Source organism: Nocardia crassostreae (assembly GCF_001613405.1).
GTDB lineage: Bacteria > Actinomycetota > Actinomycetes > Mycobacteriales > Mycobacteriaceae > Nocardia > Nocardia crassostreae.
This window is the reverse complement of record NZ_BDCH01000017.1, coordinates 434,363-449,836: the sequence shown is the minus strand read 5'-3', so window position 1 is coordinate 449,836 and position 15,474 is coordinate 434,363. Positions and strand designations below refer to the sequence as shown.

Genomic DNA, 15,474 nt, shown 5'->3' with positions numbered 1-15,474 from the left:
ATGAATGCGGTCAGCCTGATCGACGTCGCCGGATATCTGCCCGAGAACATCGTTCCCGCGGACTATTTCGCGCAGTACGCGGATCCCGAGGACGTCACCGCCAACATTATGTTCAAGGCCCCCAAGTTCCGCCGCCACATCGCGGCGGGGGAGACGCCCGCCGATATGGCCGAGCGGGCGGTGGCCCCCATTCTGGCGCGGCAGGGCCGGGATGTACTGGGCGAGATCGATATTCTCATCGTGCACACCCAGCTGCCCGAGACCGCCATCGTGGGCAATGGCGGTGAGGTCGCCGCGCGGCTCGGCATCCGGCCCGAATGGCTGATCGACCTGCACAACGGCGGCTGCGCGGCCTTCGTGCACGGTATGAAACTGGCCCGGCAGCTGCTGCTGGGCAGCGCGGCCCGGGCGGCGCTCGTGGTGACCGTGCAGAACGCTGCCGGTCAGGTGTTCACCCAGGAGCAGGTGCGCGGCAAGCCCCAGGCGGCCATTCCCGGTGACGGCGCAGGCGCGGGATTGCTGGTGAAATCCGGGGATTCGCCCATTCTCGATATCGAGACCAAACACTTGCCCGAGTTCGCGGGGCAGATGACCGTCATCGCCGATCCGCCGCGCCGCTACTGGGAGGCGGGCAGCGGGCAGATGCACGTCGGCTTCACCGAATCCCGGATCGCCAAGGTGCTGGGACGCGGCAACCGCATCGTGCCGGAGGTCGCGCACGCGGTGTGCGGGCGGCTCGGCGTGCGCTCCGACGAGCTGGATCTGCTGGTCACCAATCAGCCCAACCGGGCCTTCCTGCGCAACTGGCGCGATGCGCTGCTGCTGCCGCCGGAGCGGCATCCCGACACCTTCGACGAATGCGGAAACCTGTTCGCCGCGGGCATTCCGGTGACCTTCGACCGCGCCGTGGACGAGGGCCGGGCGCCCGCCGGATCGCTGGTGATGTTCGCCGGTTTCGCGCACGCGGGTGATTTCGCCGCGGCCGCGGCGGTGCGCTGGGGCGGGCGCTGATATGGGCCCGGCGGCCGCGGCGAACCGGCTCGGCCATCGGCTCCAGCTCAATGAGAATCCCTACGGCCCACCGCCGTCCGTGCGCGCGGCGCTGGCGCGCGCCCTGGCCTCGGCGAACCGGTATCCGGAGTTCCTGCCGCAGCGACTGCCGCGGCTGATCGCCGAACGGCTCGGCCTGGCGCCCGAGCGGGTGGTGGTGGGCGCGGGAGCCACCGGGGTGATCATGCACATCGTGCTGGAGTTCGGTTCCGGCGGAGCGCATGTCGTCATGGCCACGCCGACCTTCGACGGCTATCCGATCCTGACCGCCATGGCCGGTGGCCATCCGGTCGCGGTCCCGCTGACCGGTGACGGGCGGCAGGATCTGGCCGCCATGGCGCGGGCGGTGGACGAGCGCACCCGGCTGGTGGTGCTGTGCAGTCCGCACAATCCGACCGGAACACTCGTCGCCCCAGCGGAATTGGAGGCATTCCTGCGCCGGGTGCCCGCATCGGTCCCGGTCGTGCTGGACGAGGCGTACGTGGATTTCGTCCTGGGCGCGGAACGGGCCGATGTGGCGGCGCTGCTCGATCGTTTTCCGAATCTGATTGTCCTGCGCACCTTTTCGAAGGCCTACGGGCTGGCCGCGCTGCGCGTCGGGTACGCGCTCGGCGATCCGGAGCTCATTGCCCGAATAGCCCGGTGGCAGTTGCCCTTCGGGATGAACGCCCTCGCCGAGGTCGCCGTGCGGGCCAGCTACGAGGCCGAACCCGAGATCGCGGCCCGGGTGGCCACCATCGGCGGCCACCGGCAGCGCCTCACCGGCGGACTGCGGGCGCTGGGCCTGTCGGTCCCGGAAAGCCATGCCAACTTCTCGTATCTGACCCTGCCCGCCCCGGATATCGATCGCGTCGGAACCGCCTTGGCGGGCGCCGACATCCACGTCAAGCACTATCCGACCGGGATCCGCATTACCGTCGGCGACCGGGCGGCCACGGAGACGGTGCTCGACGCCATACGCAGTACAGTGCAGTAATGTAAGAGAATCCGCCTGCCGGACCCGAGGGGCGCCGGGACGGAGCGGACGCGGAGATCGATTACGCACTGCTGTCCCTGGGCGCGCAGTTGTGCTTCGCGCTGTACTCCACGTCGCGGTCCATGACCGCCGCGTACCGTCCGTTCCTGGACGATATGAACCTCACCTATCCGCAGTACCTGGTGCTGCTGGCGCTGTGGGAGCGGCCCGGCATCACCGTGAAGGAGCTCGGCGAGCACTTCCACCTCGACTACGGGACGGTGTCCCCGCTGGTCGGGCGGCTACAGACGCGCGGTCTGGTGGAGAGCGTGCGCAGCGAGGCCGACGGGCGCGCGGTCATCCTGCGTGCCACTCCCGCCAGCCGGGAGCTGCAGCGCGGCGCGCAGGACATGATCCACACCGTGCTGGATCGGGTCGGCATGCCGATCGAGGACGTCACCGCTCTGCGCGATCGCATCAAGGCGCTCGGTACGCGCCTCGACGCCGTGGTGGCCGCGGCCCGCGCGCGGTAATCAGCACCGAGCCCGGGTGGGCGGGCGCACATTCCGTGGGCCGCCGTCATGGTCGCGCGCACATTGTGATCTACGGCGCACCGACAGAGCATGGTGGCCCGGACCGGAAACGGCCCGGTTCACCAGTGTGCCCGCAAGCCGGACGGGGGCGTCCGGCGCGCGGTGAAACAGAGAGGTCGTCACCAGATGGTTTCCACCACGGTTGCTCCACGCGAATTCGAGGCGCCGGTGTCCTACACCCTGGCCGAGGATGCGGCGCTGACCGATGTCGTCGACGATCTCGCCGCGAACTCCCCCGATTTCGTGGCCTTCCGGAAACCGGTGAGCGGCGGCTGGAGCGATATCACCGCGGCGCGGTTCGCCACCGAGGTGCGGGCGCTGGCCAAGGGCCTCATCGCCGCCGGTATCGAGGCGGGCGATCGCGTGGCCATCATGGCCGCCACCCGCTATGAATGGACCCTCATCGACTACGCCATCTGGACCGCCGGGGTGTGCACAGTCGCCATCTACGATTCCTTGGCCACCGAACAGGCCCGCTGGATTCTCGAGGACTCCGCCACCAAACTGCTGCTCGTCGAGAACGACCGGCATGCGGCCGTCGTGGCCGAGATCAGCACCCCGGATCTGCGGGAGACGCTGTCCATCGAGGCGGGCGCGTTGGCCGAACTCGTGGAGCGCGGCAAGTCCATCGGCGACGAGGTGCTCGCCGAGCGCCGCGCCCAGGTGCGCGCCGCCTCCCCGGCCACCCTCATCTATACCTCCGGCACCACCGGCCGCCCCAAGGGCGTGGTCCTCACCCATGCCAACCTGCTCGCCGAATCCGCCTCCGGCAAGATCGCGCTGCGCCACCTCATGAAGGAGGGGCAGTCCACGCTCATGTTCCTGCCGCTGGCGCACGTCTTCGCGCGCGCCATCGCGGTGGGCGCCCTGGCCGCCAAGGTCACCGTCGCGCACACCTCCGACTGGACCACCCTGACCGATCAGTTCGCCGCGTTCCGGCCGCATTTCATCCTGGCGGTGCCGCGCGTGTTCGAGAAGGTCTTCAATGGCGCCAAGCAGAAGGCCCACGATGCGGGCAAGGGCCGCGTCTTCGATCTCGCCGCCGCCACCGCCATTGCCTGGAGCGAGGCCCAGCAGTCCGGCGGGCCGGGTCTGGGACTGCGGGTCAAGCACGCCGTCTTCGACAAGCTGGTGTACTCGAAACTCCGTGCGGCCCTGGGCGGCCGGTGCGAGGGCGCGGTCTCCGGCGGCGGCCCGCTGGGCGCTCGGCTTGGCCACTTCTTCCGCGGCGTCGGCATTCCCGTCTTCGAGGGTTACGGACTCACCGAGACCAGCGCCGCCATCACCGTGAACACCGGCACCCACATGCGGGTCGGCACGGTGGGCCTGCCCATCGAGGGCAATGCCGTGCGCATTGCCGAGGACGGCGAGGTCCTGCTCAAGGGCAATGTGGTCTTCGACGGCTACTGGAAGAACGACGCCGCCACCGCGGAAGCCCTGTCCGACGGCTGGTTCCACACCGGCGATCTGGGCGCGCTGGATGCCGACGGCTTCCTGTCCATTACCGGCCGCAAGAAGGAAATCATCGTGACCGCCGCCGGTAAGAACGTCTCCCCGGCGCCGATGGAGGATTCCCTGCGCGCCCACCCGCTCATCAGCCAGTGCATGGTGGTCGGCGACAACAAGCCGTTCGTGGCCGTGCTCATCACCCTCGATCCGGAGACCCTGCCCGGCTGGAAGCAGCGCAACGGCGTCGCCGCGGAGACCTCCATCGAGACCCTGATCGACCATCCGGCGCTGCTGGCCGAAATCAATGCCGCCGTGGCCGATACCAATGCCAAGGTCTCGAAGGCGGAGTCCATCAAGAAGATTCGCATTCTCACGACGGACTGGACCCAGGAGACGGGGGAGCTCACCCCGAAGATGTCGCTCAAGCGCGCCGTGGTGCTGGAGAAGTACGCCGCCGAGGTGGGCGCCATCTACTCCTGAGGCTCAGCCGCGGAGGCCGCCGCCGAAGATCCGATGCGCCGCCAGCGCCAGCTGGATCTCGGTGGCGGAGCGCGGGGAGGTGAGGCGGCGGCCGGTCAGCGTGGCGACACGATTGAGCCGCAGGCGCACCGTATTGCGGTGACAGAACTGGGCCGCCGCGATGGCCGAGACCTCGCCGTCGTGGGCGAACCAGGCGCGCAGGGTGTCCAGCAGGGTGTCGCGGTCGTGCGCGGGCAGCGCGAGCACCGGGCCCAGCACCGTGCGGAACAGCGCCGTGGCGACCTCGGGTGAACCGGCCAGCAGGACCGGGAGCAGGGCATCGTCGTAGCGCAGCACTTCGCGCGAGCCGGGTTGGGTTGCGGCGCACGCCAACTCCGACTGCCGCAGCGCGGCGGGCGCCTCGGTCAGGGTCGCGAACGGCGAGCTGATCCCCACCCGTCCGAGAGCGCGTTCGGACAGGATCGCGAGCAACCGCTGCTCGGTGAATCGCGATGTGAGAACCACGATTCCGACCTGACCGTCGACCCGCACCCGCCACGCGGAGGAGACGCCCAGCACCGTGAGCGCCTTCCCGATGCCCGGAAGCGATTCGGCGGCTTCGGCATCCGTGGCCGCCACCACCGCGAAGCTGCCCTGCGGCGGCAGCCCCAGCGTGCGCGCGCACTCCCAGAGCCGGGCGCCCTCCACCTGCCCGGTGAGCACCGCGTCCAGCGCGGCATCGTGCGCGCGGGCATCGCGCCGCAGCTGTTCGGCGACCGCCTCCTGATACCCGGCGGTCAGGGCCTGGGAGTAGTCGTCCACCAACTGCCAGACCTCCGCGGCCGCCAGCAGCAGCGCCCGATTGTCCGCCGGGTCATTGTGCGTCTCGGCCAGCAACTCGTCCCAGATCACTCCGGACCCGATGCGATACGCCCGCAGCACCGCGGGCAGCGGCACCCCGATCTCCGCGCGCCGATACCCGGTATCGCGGGGCGTGCCCAGATGGATGCCCGGCTTCCCGGCGAGGAAGCCGAGCACGGCCGACAGATTGGCCTTGTTGGACCGAATGAGCTCCTCCCGTCCGACCAGCCGCAACTCCCCGTAAACGGGCTCCATCTGCTGGATCTCATCGGCCACTCGGTCCACCACCTCGTCGAGCCGCGCGAGCAGCGCGGTGCAGGCGCGAATCATGAAGGCGCCGGGCCGGGGGGAATCCATGGTCCGATGATCTCCCGAGGGGCTCGGCCGTCTCGTGCGGGGGAGTGTGGTGCGAGACACAATAGGCTGTTGACGGGCCGTCTATGTAGGTGTAACCATGAGGTACATCTAAATTGCTGTCTCTGGAGAGGCCCTGACAATGACGTCGGCACCCGTGAAGACCGATCCCGTGGTCGCGCTGGCTCGGCAATACGCCGAGAAGCTGCTCCTGCTGTCGCAGGGGTCGGTGGACAAACACTTCGATCCGTTCACCGATATCGATTGGGACAACCCCGATTTCGAGGTCGATGCGAACGACAGGCGGTGGATTCTCCCGGAGTCCGGCGATATGTTCGGGCGGCATCCCTGGTATCGCGCGCTGCCCGAGCAGGCCAAGATCGATATCGGGCTGTGGCGGCAGGCGAATATCGCCAAGGTGGGCCTGCAGTTCGAGACGCTGCTCATCGGCGGCATGGTGCAGCACACCTTCAAGCTGCCCAATGGGTCGCCGGAGTTCCGCTACTGCACCCACGGGGTCATCGAGGAGTGCAATCACACCCTCATGTTCCAGGAGATGGTGAACCGCATCGGCAAGGACGTGCCGGGCATGGGGCCCATCCTCAAGCGGCTCACCTATGTGGTGCCGCCGCTGGCGGCGCTGTTCCCGAATCTGTTCTTCATCGCGGTGCTCTCCGGTGAGGAGCCGATCGACCACATTCAGAAGGCCATCCTGTGCGCGGGCGAGGACGTGCATCCGATCATGCGCGGCGTCATGGCGATTCACATCGCCGAGGAGGCCCGGCATATCTCCTTCGCGCACGAGTTCCTGGAACATCATGTGCCGCAGTCGAATACGGTGAACAAGTTCGTGCTCTCGCTGGCGTTCCCGATCGTCATGTGGATCGGCGGGCGGGCCATCGTCGTGCCGCCGCGGGCGTTCTTCCGGGAGTTCGGCATCCCGGCGGCGGTGCGCAGGGAGGTCTTCTTCGGGCTGCCCGATTCCAAGGAGACCTTCGCGGGCTACTTCGGTGATGTGCGGACGCTGGCCACGCGGATCGGCTTGATGAATCCGGTGGCCAAGCGGGTGTGGAAGGTGCTCGGCATCGACGGCCCGACCACGCGGTATCGCTCGGAACCGGAGCGGAGCGGGCGGGTCCGGGCGGCCTGAGGCTCGCCTTGGTGGACGTAACCCTGAATAACATGTAATACTCGGTGTGGCCGGACGCCGGTGTCCGGCCGCGACCAGACGAAGCGAGTACCTCAATGACGCGGCATGTCGACGTACTGATCATCGGCGCGGGCCTGTCCGGGATCGGTATGGCCTGTCACCTGACCCGGGAGCGGACCGGGCGCAGCTATCTGATCCTGGAGCGGCGCACCGCCATCGGCGGCACCTGGGATCTGTTCAAGTACCCGGGCATTCGCTCCGACTCCGATATGTACACCTTCGGCTACGGCTTCCGGCCCTGGCACGGCACCAAGGTGCTGGCCGACGGGCCGCACATCCGGCAGTACATCGAGGACACCGCCGCGGAGTACGGCGTCACCGACCATATTCGCTTCGGCCGCAAGGTGACTCGCGCGAGCTGGTCCAGCGAGCAGGGCATCTGGACCGTCGAGGTCCGCGACGAGCGCACCGGCAAGACCGAGAACTACACCAGCGATTTCCTGGTGGGCTGCACCGGCTACTACGACTACGACAACGGCTACCGGCCCGCGTTCACCGGCGAGGAGAACTTCCGCGGGCGCATCGTGCACCCGCAGCACTGGCCGGAGGATCTCGACTACACCGGCAAGAAGGTCGTCGTCATCGGCAGTGGCGCAACCGCTATCACGCTGATTCCGGCCATGAGCAAGGACGCCGCGCACGTCACCATGCTGCAGCGCTCGTCCACCTATATCGCCGCGCTGCCCGCCGACGATCCGGTCGAGGTCGGCCTGAAGCTGGCGAAAGTGCCCGCCGCCCTGGCCTACAAGGCCGGTCGCGTCCGCAATATCGCCTTGCAGCGGGCCAGCTACCAGCTCTCGCGCACCAATCCGACGCTGTCCCGCAAGCTCATGCTGGCGGCGGTGCGGGCCCAGATCGGCTCCGGCATCGATATGAAGCACTTCACGCCGTCCTACAATCCGTGGGATCAGCGCCTGTGCGTGGTCCCCAATGGCGATCTGTTCTGGGTGCTGCGCAGCGGCAAGGCATCCATTGCCACCGATCACATCGACACCTTCACCGAGAATGGCATCCGGCTGCGCTCGGGCGCGGAACTCGAGGCCGATATCGTCATCAGCGCGATCGGCCTCACGGTGCAGATGCTCGGCGGCGCGGTCCTGGACGTGGACGGCGAGGTCCAGCGGACCCGGGATCTGGTGGCCTACAAGGGCGCGCTGCTGGGCAATGTCCCCAATCTCATGGTCGTGCTCGGCTACACCAATGCCTCCTGGACCTAGAAGGCCGATCTGGCCGCCGAATACTTCTGCCGCCTGCTCAATCACATGCGCGACAACGGATACACCGAGGTCGTCGCCGTCCCCGAGCCCGGTGACCGGTCCGAGGCCTCGCTCATGGGCGGCGCGCTGACCTCCGGCTACATCCAGCGCGGCGACGGCGTCATGCCCCGGCAGGGCACGCGCGGGCCGTGGATGGTCATCAACAACTACTTCCGCGATCGCGCGCTGCTGCGCAAGGGCGCCCTGGAGGACGGCGTTCTGCGATTCGGCCGCGGCGCCCGCCGCGCGGCTCCGGAACCGGCCGAGACCCGCTCCGCCTGAACCGCTTTCCAAGATCATGCCAGTTTCGGGCGGGCTGGATCTTTCGCGTGCGGTCCACGGCTCGGAGGATGGGGTGATGACGATTGTGCCGACTCCAGTTCAGTTTCCGGCCGTCGTTCGGGAGATGTTCGCGCCCGCGGTGACCTACCTCAATACGGCCAGCTACGGGCTGCTGCCCGAGCCGGGCGCCGCGGCGCTCGCGGCCGCGGCGGACGCGCAGGCCCGGGGCGAACTCGACATCCTGATCGACGGGCTGGTCCACGAGTGCCGGACCGCCTTCGGTGAACTGACGGGCTTCCAGCCGCGCCAGGTCGCCACCGGCACCCAGGTCTCGCAGTTGATCGGGCTGGTGGCGCAGAGCCTGCCCGCGGGCTCGACCATTGTCGTGCCCGAGAACGAATTCACCTCGGTGATCTGGCCCTTCCTGATTCGGCCGGACCTGGAGGTGCGCACGGTGCCGCTGCGGGACCTGGCGGATGCGGTGCGGCCCGGGGTCGATCTGGTCGCCGCCGCGGTGGTGCAGTCGGCCGATGGCGGCGTGGTGGACGTCCCGGCCGTGGTGGCGGCGGCGCGCGCGAGCGGGGCCCGGGTGCTGCTCGATCTCAGCCAGGCGGCCGTGTGGTTCCCGGTGCGCGATACCGGTGCGGACTGGGTGGTCAGCGTCGGCCACAAGTGGCTGCTGGGCCCGAAGGGCATGTCGTTCCTGGCCGGAACCGATGCGGCGCTGGATTCGCTGAGCCCGCTGGCCGCCGGGTGGTACTCGGGCTACGTCCCCCTGGAAACCTGCTACGGCGCGCCGCTGCGGCAGGCCGAGGACGCGCGCCGCTTCGACCTGTCACCGGCGTGGTCCATTCTGACCGCGCAGCGGATCGGCCTGGATCTGGTGCGCTCGATCGGGATCGACGATATCCAGCGGCACAATGTGGCGCTCGCGAACCTGCTGCGAGCCGGGCTGGGCCTGGAGCCCGCGGACTCGGCCATCCTCTCGGTCGAGGTACCGCCCGGCACCATGGACACGTTGCGGGCCGCGAAGGTCATCGGTTCGGTGCGCGACGGCAAGCTGCGACTGGCCTGTCACCTCTACAACACCGAGGAGGACGTCGACCGGGCGCTGGAAGTGCTGACGGCGTAGCTCGGCCGGATCAGACGGGCCGGAATCCGGCCCCGACGCCCTTGCTCGCGTTGACCACCGAGCGGACCGCGTCGAAGGATACGGCGATCACCGGCGTATGCAGCGGGTTGTTGTCGTCGGTACAGCTGAAGCGCAGCACCCGGGTGTCATTGATCAGCGGGCCGGACACCATGCCGGCCAGCTGATCGCCCACCGTCAGCGGCCCGCCGGAATCGCCGTAGCCCGAACACGCCTGATCGATGAAGCCCACAGGGCTGGACGCCCAGACCAGCCCGCAGGCCCGACCGCTGGTGCGCCCGTTCTGGCAGACCACATTTCCGGCGGGCGGGGGTTCGCCGATTCCGGCGATGGTGGTACCGCCGACCGTTCGCAGCGGCGCGACCGCGCCCGGATCGAATTCGATGACCGCGTAGTCCAGTTGGGCGTCCGAGGTCACGACGACACCGACGACTCCGGCATCGGGAAATTGCTCGCCGGATACCGGCGTGCCCGGCTCGGCGCAGTGCCCAGCGGTGAAACCCACCAGGCGCCCGGCCCGGTCGTATCCGATGGTTGTCAGACTGCATTTGGCGCCGCCGCCGAGCACGATGCCGGATCCGCCCCCGAGCGCCGCCGTCGGACCGGCCTGCGCCGGTGCGGCCGTGAAAAGCCCGACCGTGGCGATTACCGCGGCGGATACGGCCCACCGGGTGAATCCGAGCATCTGGAACCGTCCGTCCGTCTCGTCCTGGAGTTTGCCTCCAGTTTGCCACCCCTCGGCAATGCGTTCAGGCGGCGCATTGCGTGCGTACAGGCTATAGCGGGGCCGGTGTGCGCCCGGATCTTTGTTCGTAATGCGGGCGGCCCGGGATGGGCCGACCTGCCCGCGGTGGCGCCGCTACTCCCCTCCCGGCAGCGGCGCCACCGCGGGCGGGTCAGCCGGTGGGGCTCGCGATCAACAGGATCACCACCACCGTGCAGGTGGCGGCCGTGATCGAAGCCATGGCCCAGCGGGAGATATGCCTGCTCCCGGTCCGGATATTGGTGAGGCTCAGGGCGCGGAACTCGCCACCGTGGCGCGAGTGCCCCTCGGCGAAGGCCGGATCGCCCAGATGCAGGTCGTGGCCGAACCACGGCAGGAAGTGCAGGATCCACCGGGTTCCGGCGTCATCGGTTATGCCCAGCCGCATACCCGTTCGCCATCGCACGGGCGCCAGCCGCCCCGCGATGCGCGCGATCGGCCGCGACCGGGAGCGCGCCGCAGTGTGCACACACCCGGCCGCCGCCAGCACCCCGCACACCGTGGCCGCCATGACCGTGCGCGGCAGTGGCGGAATGGCCTCCAGGACGAGCAGGAAGGTGACGAGCACGAACCAGAACGGTTGCAGCACTAGCATTTCCATGGGAGCCGGGTCCGTGGTCACGGTCCCGACGAGGGTGGACCGGCGGGATCGGGCGGTGGCGTCGGCGTCGGCGTACATGATCGGCCGATGGCGTCGGGATCAGTGCCGGACCGGCGCGGAGGCGCCGCGCCGGTGTGCGCGGACATGAACGGAGCCGGAACCGAGGCCGTGGCCGTGGTGGCCGCGATACAGATCGCGTTGGGCCACCCGAACCGCCAGGCGCACAACCACTTCCCGCAATGAGAGCCCCAACTCCGCGGCGTGCGCGGCGGCCATGGCCAGGGCCTGTTCGCCGTCGGCCGGTTCCGGATCGCTCAGGATTTCGTCGAGGGCCATACCGCTGATGGCCTGGGAGCGGGTGAGTTCGCGCTCGGACAGCCAGCTCAGCACCCAGACTTCGCTGGAATCGACTGCGCACACGGCGATTTCGGGAGTTAAGTCACTGGTGATCGACCAGGGGGTGATGGAAAGGGCCATGGGTGCGAACACCTCCTGCTTCAGAAGGGCCTGTGACACCAATGCTAGTGCATGACATTGATGACTGAAAGCGAGTAATTGTGTCTTGCAAAGCTATTGAGAATCAAGTGAGGCTCGAAATGTATCAAACAGGATACTGAGTATCGTAAATGTGCTTGGAGAAAGGCGAACTGGCGCAGAATATCGGCGCTGGAGGCGCTCCTGAAGCGGGCCTCGGGGGCGACGGGAGCATCAAGATCCTTGCCCTGTGACACTCTTCGGAGCCCGAAACGATCCGGATCCGAAAACTCTTTCTAGTTGTGTGGCACGTTTGACACCTCATGCTTAGGATGGGTCCCGCATGACACGTTCTGGGCGCAGAGATGCAGATGGATGGGAGACGCAGCATGTCCCGCTCGGCCTCGGACGGTGAGCAGGTCGGCAAGCTGGTGCGCCGGCTCCGCGAGGAGCGCCGCCTCACGCAACAGGCACTGGCCGATCAGACCGGCTGCTCGCGCAGTCTGATCCAGCAGATCGAAAACGGTACTCGCGTACCACCTCTCGCGCTGCAGGAGCGGCTCAGCTCGGTGCTCGGTGAACGATTACCCACCGAGGGCACCGAGACCGCCGCCGATCTCGCGACCAGCGAGCTCCGGATGCGCTTCAGCATTCTGCTCGGCAAGGATCCGGCCGCGGTGGAACGGGTGCTGTCGATCGGCGAGAGCATTGTCAATGCCAATGCGGCGCGCACGGAGGTCGAACCGCTGCGCTATATCGCCGAGCGGCAGCTGGAGCGCGCCGAGGAGGTGCTGACCCAGATTCCCTCGGGCAGTGCGACGGTGTGGGAATGGAACACCATCAATGACTGGCTGACCGTACTGAGCCGCGCTCAGCAGGGCATTTGTGCCATTCACACCGCCGACCTGGGAGCCATCAGCGGCGATGTGGGCGATGAGTACCACGCCGAGATTCTCCGGCTGGCCGGTGCCGACGTGTGGGTGCGGCGGTTGTATGTTCTCGACAATATCGATGATGTCGAATCCTATGAGGACAAACTGTGGCAGCAGGTGCGCGCGGGTGTCGAGACGGTGCTGGTCAATCGCCGTTTCGCGAGCAATGCCCAAGGAATGTTGATTGTCGATGAGAGCTATGTGGCGACCGGCGAATACGATTACGCCCGCCGGGAACGGGTCGCGACCCGTTTCTCCGCACTGAAGCACGATATTCAGTTCGCACAGACCAGGTTCAACAAACTCTACGATCTCAGGAGCGACGGAATGGCCCTCGTGGTCAACGACATCGTCGCACTGCCGCAGCTGGCCGGTTACCAGCGTCTCGGCCAGGACGACTGTCGCACCCTGTTCCGCACCGCATTGCGGCAGGCCTGGAACACCGATGCGGGTGAGCCGCCCGTCGAAGGCGAACACCCGTGACCGAATCCCAGGCACTGCGGTGCCCGGACTCGGTGCGCATGACGATCCGCTCCGATGAGCGAAAGCTGGCCGCCCGCGCCTACCTCGGCCCGAATCCCCGGTTTCTGGGCACCCGCGATCGCGTGTACGCGGGCGTCATCGACGCCTATCACGGCGAGGCCGCGGCGCTGATGGACGAACCCGCCGCCGCCGCATTGAATGCCGCGTGGGCGGAGCTCATGTCGCGCACCCGGTCCGACGAGTTCCGCGACAGCGCGCTGTACGACAAGAAGCAGCCGGAGGTGCTCCGGAAGCTGGCCGTGGACAAGCTCTTCCGGCGTTTGGCGGAGCCCGCGCCGGGCCTGGCGGGTGTCTCGGTCGACCGGTCCGAGGTCATCGTCTGCCCGTATTCGAGCACCGTGCTGCTGGAAGAGGCCATTGCGACGATCGCCCGGCCCGGCGGCGTGCTGGTATGCCCGGAGGGGTACTACAAGAGCGCCAGTGTGCACGTCGCCAAGTACGGCCTGCGCATGGTCGCCAGCCGGGCCACGCCGGACGCGCAGTTCAAGATCGACCCGGCGGCGCTGGCCGCGACGCTGGAACAGCATGCCCGCCAAGGGGATCTGTGCGGCGTCCTGCTCACCCTGCCCGGCAATCCGGTGGTCGCGGAGTACTCGGTCGCCGATCTGACCGAGATCGGCCGGGTGCTGATCGCGGCGCGGGTGCCGGTCATCTGCGATATGTCCTTCGATCAGGTGGTGGACGACCACATTCCGATCGCGGCGATCACCGTGCCCACCCCGGACGGCCCGGTCCGGCTCTACGACCGGGTGCTCACCATCACCGGTAATTCCAAGGCGTACAACGCATTCGGTCCGTGCAAGCTGGGCGCGGCCTGCTCCGGCGACGCGGACTGGCTGCGGCGCGTGAAGGAGCGACTGCAGGTCGCCTTCCAGCGCGAGACCACCCACCTGGTGCGGGCGACCCTGGAACACACCTCCGAGGAGTACCTGACGGGCAATCGCCGTCGCATGCGCGCTCAGGTGGAGACCGCCCGCGGGATGGTCGACGCCATCAATACCCGCGCCGGTGCGGAACTGCTACGCCCGCTGGGCAGTCCGCAAGGCATGTTCCTGACCGTCGAATTCGATGCGGGGCTGCTGGCCGCCGCCGGGATCGGCACCAGTTCGGAGCTCGAGGATCTCCTGCTCACCGTGACCGGAATCAATTGCGTCGCTTTGGATCGCACCGGATCCATGCGCCTGGGCGTCCGCTTCAACGTGGTGGCCCCGGGCTTCGGCCCCGGCTGCGAGGATCCGGAGCTGATCGCTCAGCTCTTCGACCGCGTCGAATGCCTCCTGCAACGAATGCGCGGCGGACTGCGCTATCGGGATGCCCTGTCGGAGTTGCGGATACCCGCGCTGGCGGAGGCGTCGTGATTGTCGGGGCGTTGCGTGAGACAGCCGCCGGTGAACGGCGTGTCGCGCTGACGCCCGACGATGTGCGGCAGCTGTCGGACCGGGGCGCCGCAATCGTGGTGGAGCGGGGCGCGGGCGCGCTCGCCGATTTCACGGATACCGACTATCGCGCGGCGGGGGCGGAACTGGCGCCGGGGCCCGTCGCGGTCTTCGACCGCTGTGATGTGGTGGCCTGGGTGAAACCGCCCGCCTACGACCTGGATTCGATGCCGCTGCGCCGCGGCCAGGTGCTCATCGGGTTCCAGGATCCGGTGCAGCGCGGCGCCCGCATCGCCGCCCTGCGCGAGCGGGGTGTGGAATCGATTGCCTTCGAACGCATGTCGTACGACGTGGCGGCGGCGCAGCCAGACCCGTTGTCGGCCATGAGCCGCATAGCGGGTGGGATCGCCTACCGGGAGGGCCGCGAGCTGTTGCCCGAGCGGGTCCGGTCGCGCCGGGTGCGGGCGCTCGTACTCGGTTGCGGCCAAGCCGGACTCGCGGCCGTCGCCGCGGCCCGCGAGTCCGGCGACGAGTCCCCGATCGTGATCGTCCACCGTGCGGAACAGGAAGCGGCGGCCATGGCTCGTGGCGCCGGATACTGCCTGGTGAATCCGGATCCGGCGGCGATCACCGCGCTGATCGTCGAGATGGACCCGGAGCTGGTCGTCTGTGCCGCCGGGCAGCGCGGGGCGCATGCGCCGCGACTCCTCGATCACGCCGCCCTCGCCGCGCTCACCGCCGGTGCGGTGGTCGTCGATCTCACCGGCGGCAACAGCGTTGCGACCGTGGTGAATTCCACCGTGCGCCTGGACAACGACGTGCTGGTCACGCACCGGTCCAATTACCCGGCCACGGTGCCGCACACGGCCAGTCGCGCCTACGGCGCGGCAACCGCGGCCGCCATTCAGGAGCTGCCGCCATTGCGGACCGGTGTGGATTGGTCGAGTCTGCGGAATTGACACGGTAGGTCCTTAGGCTGGCGCAACAGGTCATGATCGGAATGGGCTGCACGCCCTACTGTTTGAACTGCCCGGTCTGACCGGGCTATCGGATACGAGGTCCGGTGGGTGGCGTTTCGGCGGCACCCACCGGGCCGTCTCGTTCTCCAGCCCTGCGGCGCGCCGAAGGAAAGATCGCTGGAGATTCGCTGAAATTCTGACACGGAG

The 15,474-nt window shown here is 68.2% G+C and carries 13 protein-coding genes and 1 pseudogene; 10 read left to right on the top strand and 4 right to left on the bottom strand.

Annotated elements, in window-relative coordinates:
* The 4 genes from NC4_RS18560 (at position 1) to NC4_RS18545 (ending at position 4,527) form a co-directional block, all read left to right on the top strand.
* Positions 1-1,011: a 3-oxoacyl-ACP synthase III family protein gene (locus NC4_RS18560; protein ID WP_067539745.1), complete on the top strand. Its 1,011-nt coding sequence runs from the start codon at positions 1-3 to the stop codon at positions 1,009-1,011.
* Position 1,012: 1 nt separating this feature from the next.
* A complete protein-coding gene (locus NC4_RS18555) occupies positions 1,013-2,026 on the top strand; it encodes a pyridoxal phosphate-dependent aminotransferase (protein WP_067539742.1) in 1,014 nt (337 codons plus the stop codon).
* 122 nt (positions 2,027-2,148) lie between these two features.
* The gene (locus tag NC4_RS18550; protein WP_084529364.1) at positions 2,149-2,538 is read left to right on the top strand and encodes a MarR family winged helix-turn-helix transcriptional regulator; all 390 of its coding nucleotides are present in this window, start codon (positions 2,149-2,151) and stop codon (positions 2,536-2,538) included.
* Between the two features lie 186 nt (positions 2,539-2,724).
* Entirely contained in the window at positions 2,725-4,527 is a 1,803-nt protein-coding gene (locus NC4_RS18545) for an AMP-dependent synthetase/ligase (RefSeq protein ID WP_067539730.1), read from the top strand.
* Positions 4,528-4,530: 3 nt separating this feature from the next.
* Here NC4_RS18545 and NC4_RS18540 read toward each other — a convergent pair whose 3' ends face one another.
* Positions 4,531-5,724: a PucR family transcriptional regulator gene (locus NC4_RS18540; protein ID WP_067539728.1), complete on the bottom strand. Its 1,194-nt coding sequence runs from the start codon at positions 5,722-5,724 to the stop codon at positions 4,531-4,533.
* Between the two features lie 133 nt (positions 5,725-5,857).
* Here NC4_RS18540 and NC4_RS18535 point away from each other — a divergent pair, with 133 nt between their 5' ends.
* The 3 genes and pseudogenes from NC4_RS18535 to NC4_RS18525 all read left to right on the top strand — a co-directional run bounded on the left by NC4_RS18535 (position 5,858) and on the right by NC4_RS18525 (position 9,601).
* On the top strand, positions 5,858-6,871 hold the full coding sequence (locus tag NC4_RS18535; RefSeq protein ID WP_067539726.1) for an AurF N-oxygenase family protein: 1,014 nt from the start codon (positions 5,858-5,860) through the stop codon (positions 6,869-6,871).
* 95 nt (positions 6,872-6,966) lie between these two features.
* Positions 6,967-8,469: pseudogene (locus NC4_RS18530) on the top strand (flavin-containing monooxygenase).
* A gap of 76 nt (positions 8,470-8,545) precedes the next feature.
* Positions 8,546-9,601, top strand: coding sequence for an aminotransferase class V-fold PLP-dependent enzyme (locus NC4_RS18525; protein WP_067539724.1), 1,056 nt, complete (start codon positions 8,546-8,548; stop codon positions 9,599-9,601).
* Positions 9,602-9,611: 10 nt separating this feature from the next.
* Here NC4_RS18525 and NC4_RS18520 read toward each other — a convergent pair whose 3' ends face one another.
* The 3 genes from NC4_RS18520 to NC4_RS18510 form a co-directional block, all read right to left on the bottom strand.
* Entirely contained in the window at positions 9,612-10,304 is a 693-nt protein-coding gene (locus NC4_RS18520; protein ID WP_067539722.1) for a chymotrypsin family serine protease, read from the bottom strand.
* Between the two features lie 211 nt (positions 10,305-10,515).
* Positions 10,516-11,061: a hypothetical protein gene (locus tag NC4_RS18515; protein ID WP_067539719.1), complete on the bottom strand. Its 546-nt coding sequence runs from the start codon at positions 11,059-11,061 to the stop codon at positions 10,516-10,518.
* 21 nt (positions 11,062-11,082) lie between these two features.
* Positions 11,083-11,499, bottom strand: a complete 417-nt coding sequence (locus NC4_RS18510) for a hypothetical protein (protein ID WP_157554860.1) — start codon at positions 11,497-11,499, stop codon at positions 11,083-11,085.
* Between the two features lie 347 nt (positions 11,500-11,846).
* Here NC4_RS18510 and NC4_RS18505 point away from each other — a divergent pair, with 347 nt between their 5' ends.
* The 3 genes from NC4_RS18505 to NC4_RS18495 are packed head-to-tail and all read left to right on the top strand — an operon-like array spanning position 11,847 to position 15,267.
* Positions 11,847-12,872 carry a helix-turn-helix domain-containing protein gene (locus NC4_RS18505; RefSeq protein WP_067539713.1) on the top strand — a complete coding sequence of 342 codons (1,026 nt, stop codon included), beginning with the start codon at positions 11,847-11,849 and terminating at the stop codon, positions 12,870-12,872.
* Positions 12,869-14,290 carry an aminotransferase class I/II-fold pyridoxal phosphate-dependent enzyme gene (locus NC4_RS18500; RefSeq protein ID WP_067539709.1) on the top strand — a complete coding sequence of 474 codons (1,422 nt, stop codon included), beginning with the start codon at positions 12,869-12,871 and terminating at the stop codon, positions 14,288-14,290. Before NC4_RS18505 ends, NC4_RS18500 begins: the two co-directional genes overlap by 4 nt.
* An 11-nt stretch (positions 14,291-14,301) precedes the next feature.
* Complete coding sequence (locus NC4_RS18495) at positions 14,302-15,267, top strand: hypothetical protein (protein WP_169814825.1); 966 nt, start codon at positions 14,302-14,304, stop codon at positions 15,265-15,267.
* Positions 15,268-15,474 lie beyond the last annotated feature (207 nt).

What these genes read in the sequence shown, in the direction of transcription:
- NC4_RS18560 (WP_067539745.1), top strand. Translation starts at nt 1, where the DNA reads ATGAATGCGGTCAGCCTGATCGACGTCGCCGGATATCTGCCCGAGAAC.
- NC4_RS18555 (WP_067539742.1), top strand. Translation starts at nt 1,013, where the DNA reads ATGGGCCCGGCGGCCGCGGCGAACCGGCTCGGCCATCGGCTCCAGCTC.
- NC4_RS18550 (WP_084529364.1), top strand. Translation starts at nt 2,149, where the DNA reads ATGACCGCCGCGTACCGTCCGTTCCTGGACGATATGAACCTCACCTAT.
- NC4_RS18545 (WP_067539730.1), top strand. Translation starts at nt 2,725, where the DNA reads ATGGTTTCCACCACGGTTGCTCCACGCGAATTCGAGGCGCCGGTGTCC.
- NC4_RS18540 (WP_067539728.1), bottom strand. Translation starts at nt 5,724, where the DNA reads ATGGATTCCCCCCGGCCCGGCGCCTTCATGATTCGCGCCTGCACCGCG.
- NC4_RS18525 (WP_067539724.1), top strand. Translation starts at nt 8,546, where the DNA reads ATGACGATTGTGCCGACTCCAGTTCAGTTTCCGGCCGTCGTTCGGGAG.
- NC4_RS18520 (WP_067539722.1), bottom strand. Translation starts at nt 10,304, where the DNA reads ATGCTCGGATTCACCCGGTGGGCCGTATCCGCCGCGGTAATCGCCACG.
- NC4_RS18515 (WP_067539719.1), bottom strand. Translation starts at nt 11,061, where the DNA reads ATGTACGCCGACGCCGACGCCACCGCCCGATCCCGCCGGTCCACCCTC.
- NC4_RS18505 (WP_067539713.1), top strand. Translation starts at nt 11,847, where the DNA reads ATGTCCCGCTCGGCCTCGGACGGTGAGCAGGTCGGCAAGCTGGTGCGC.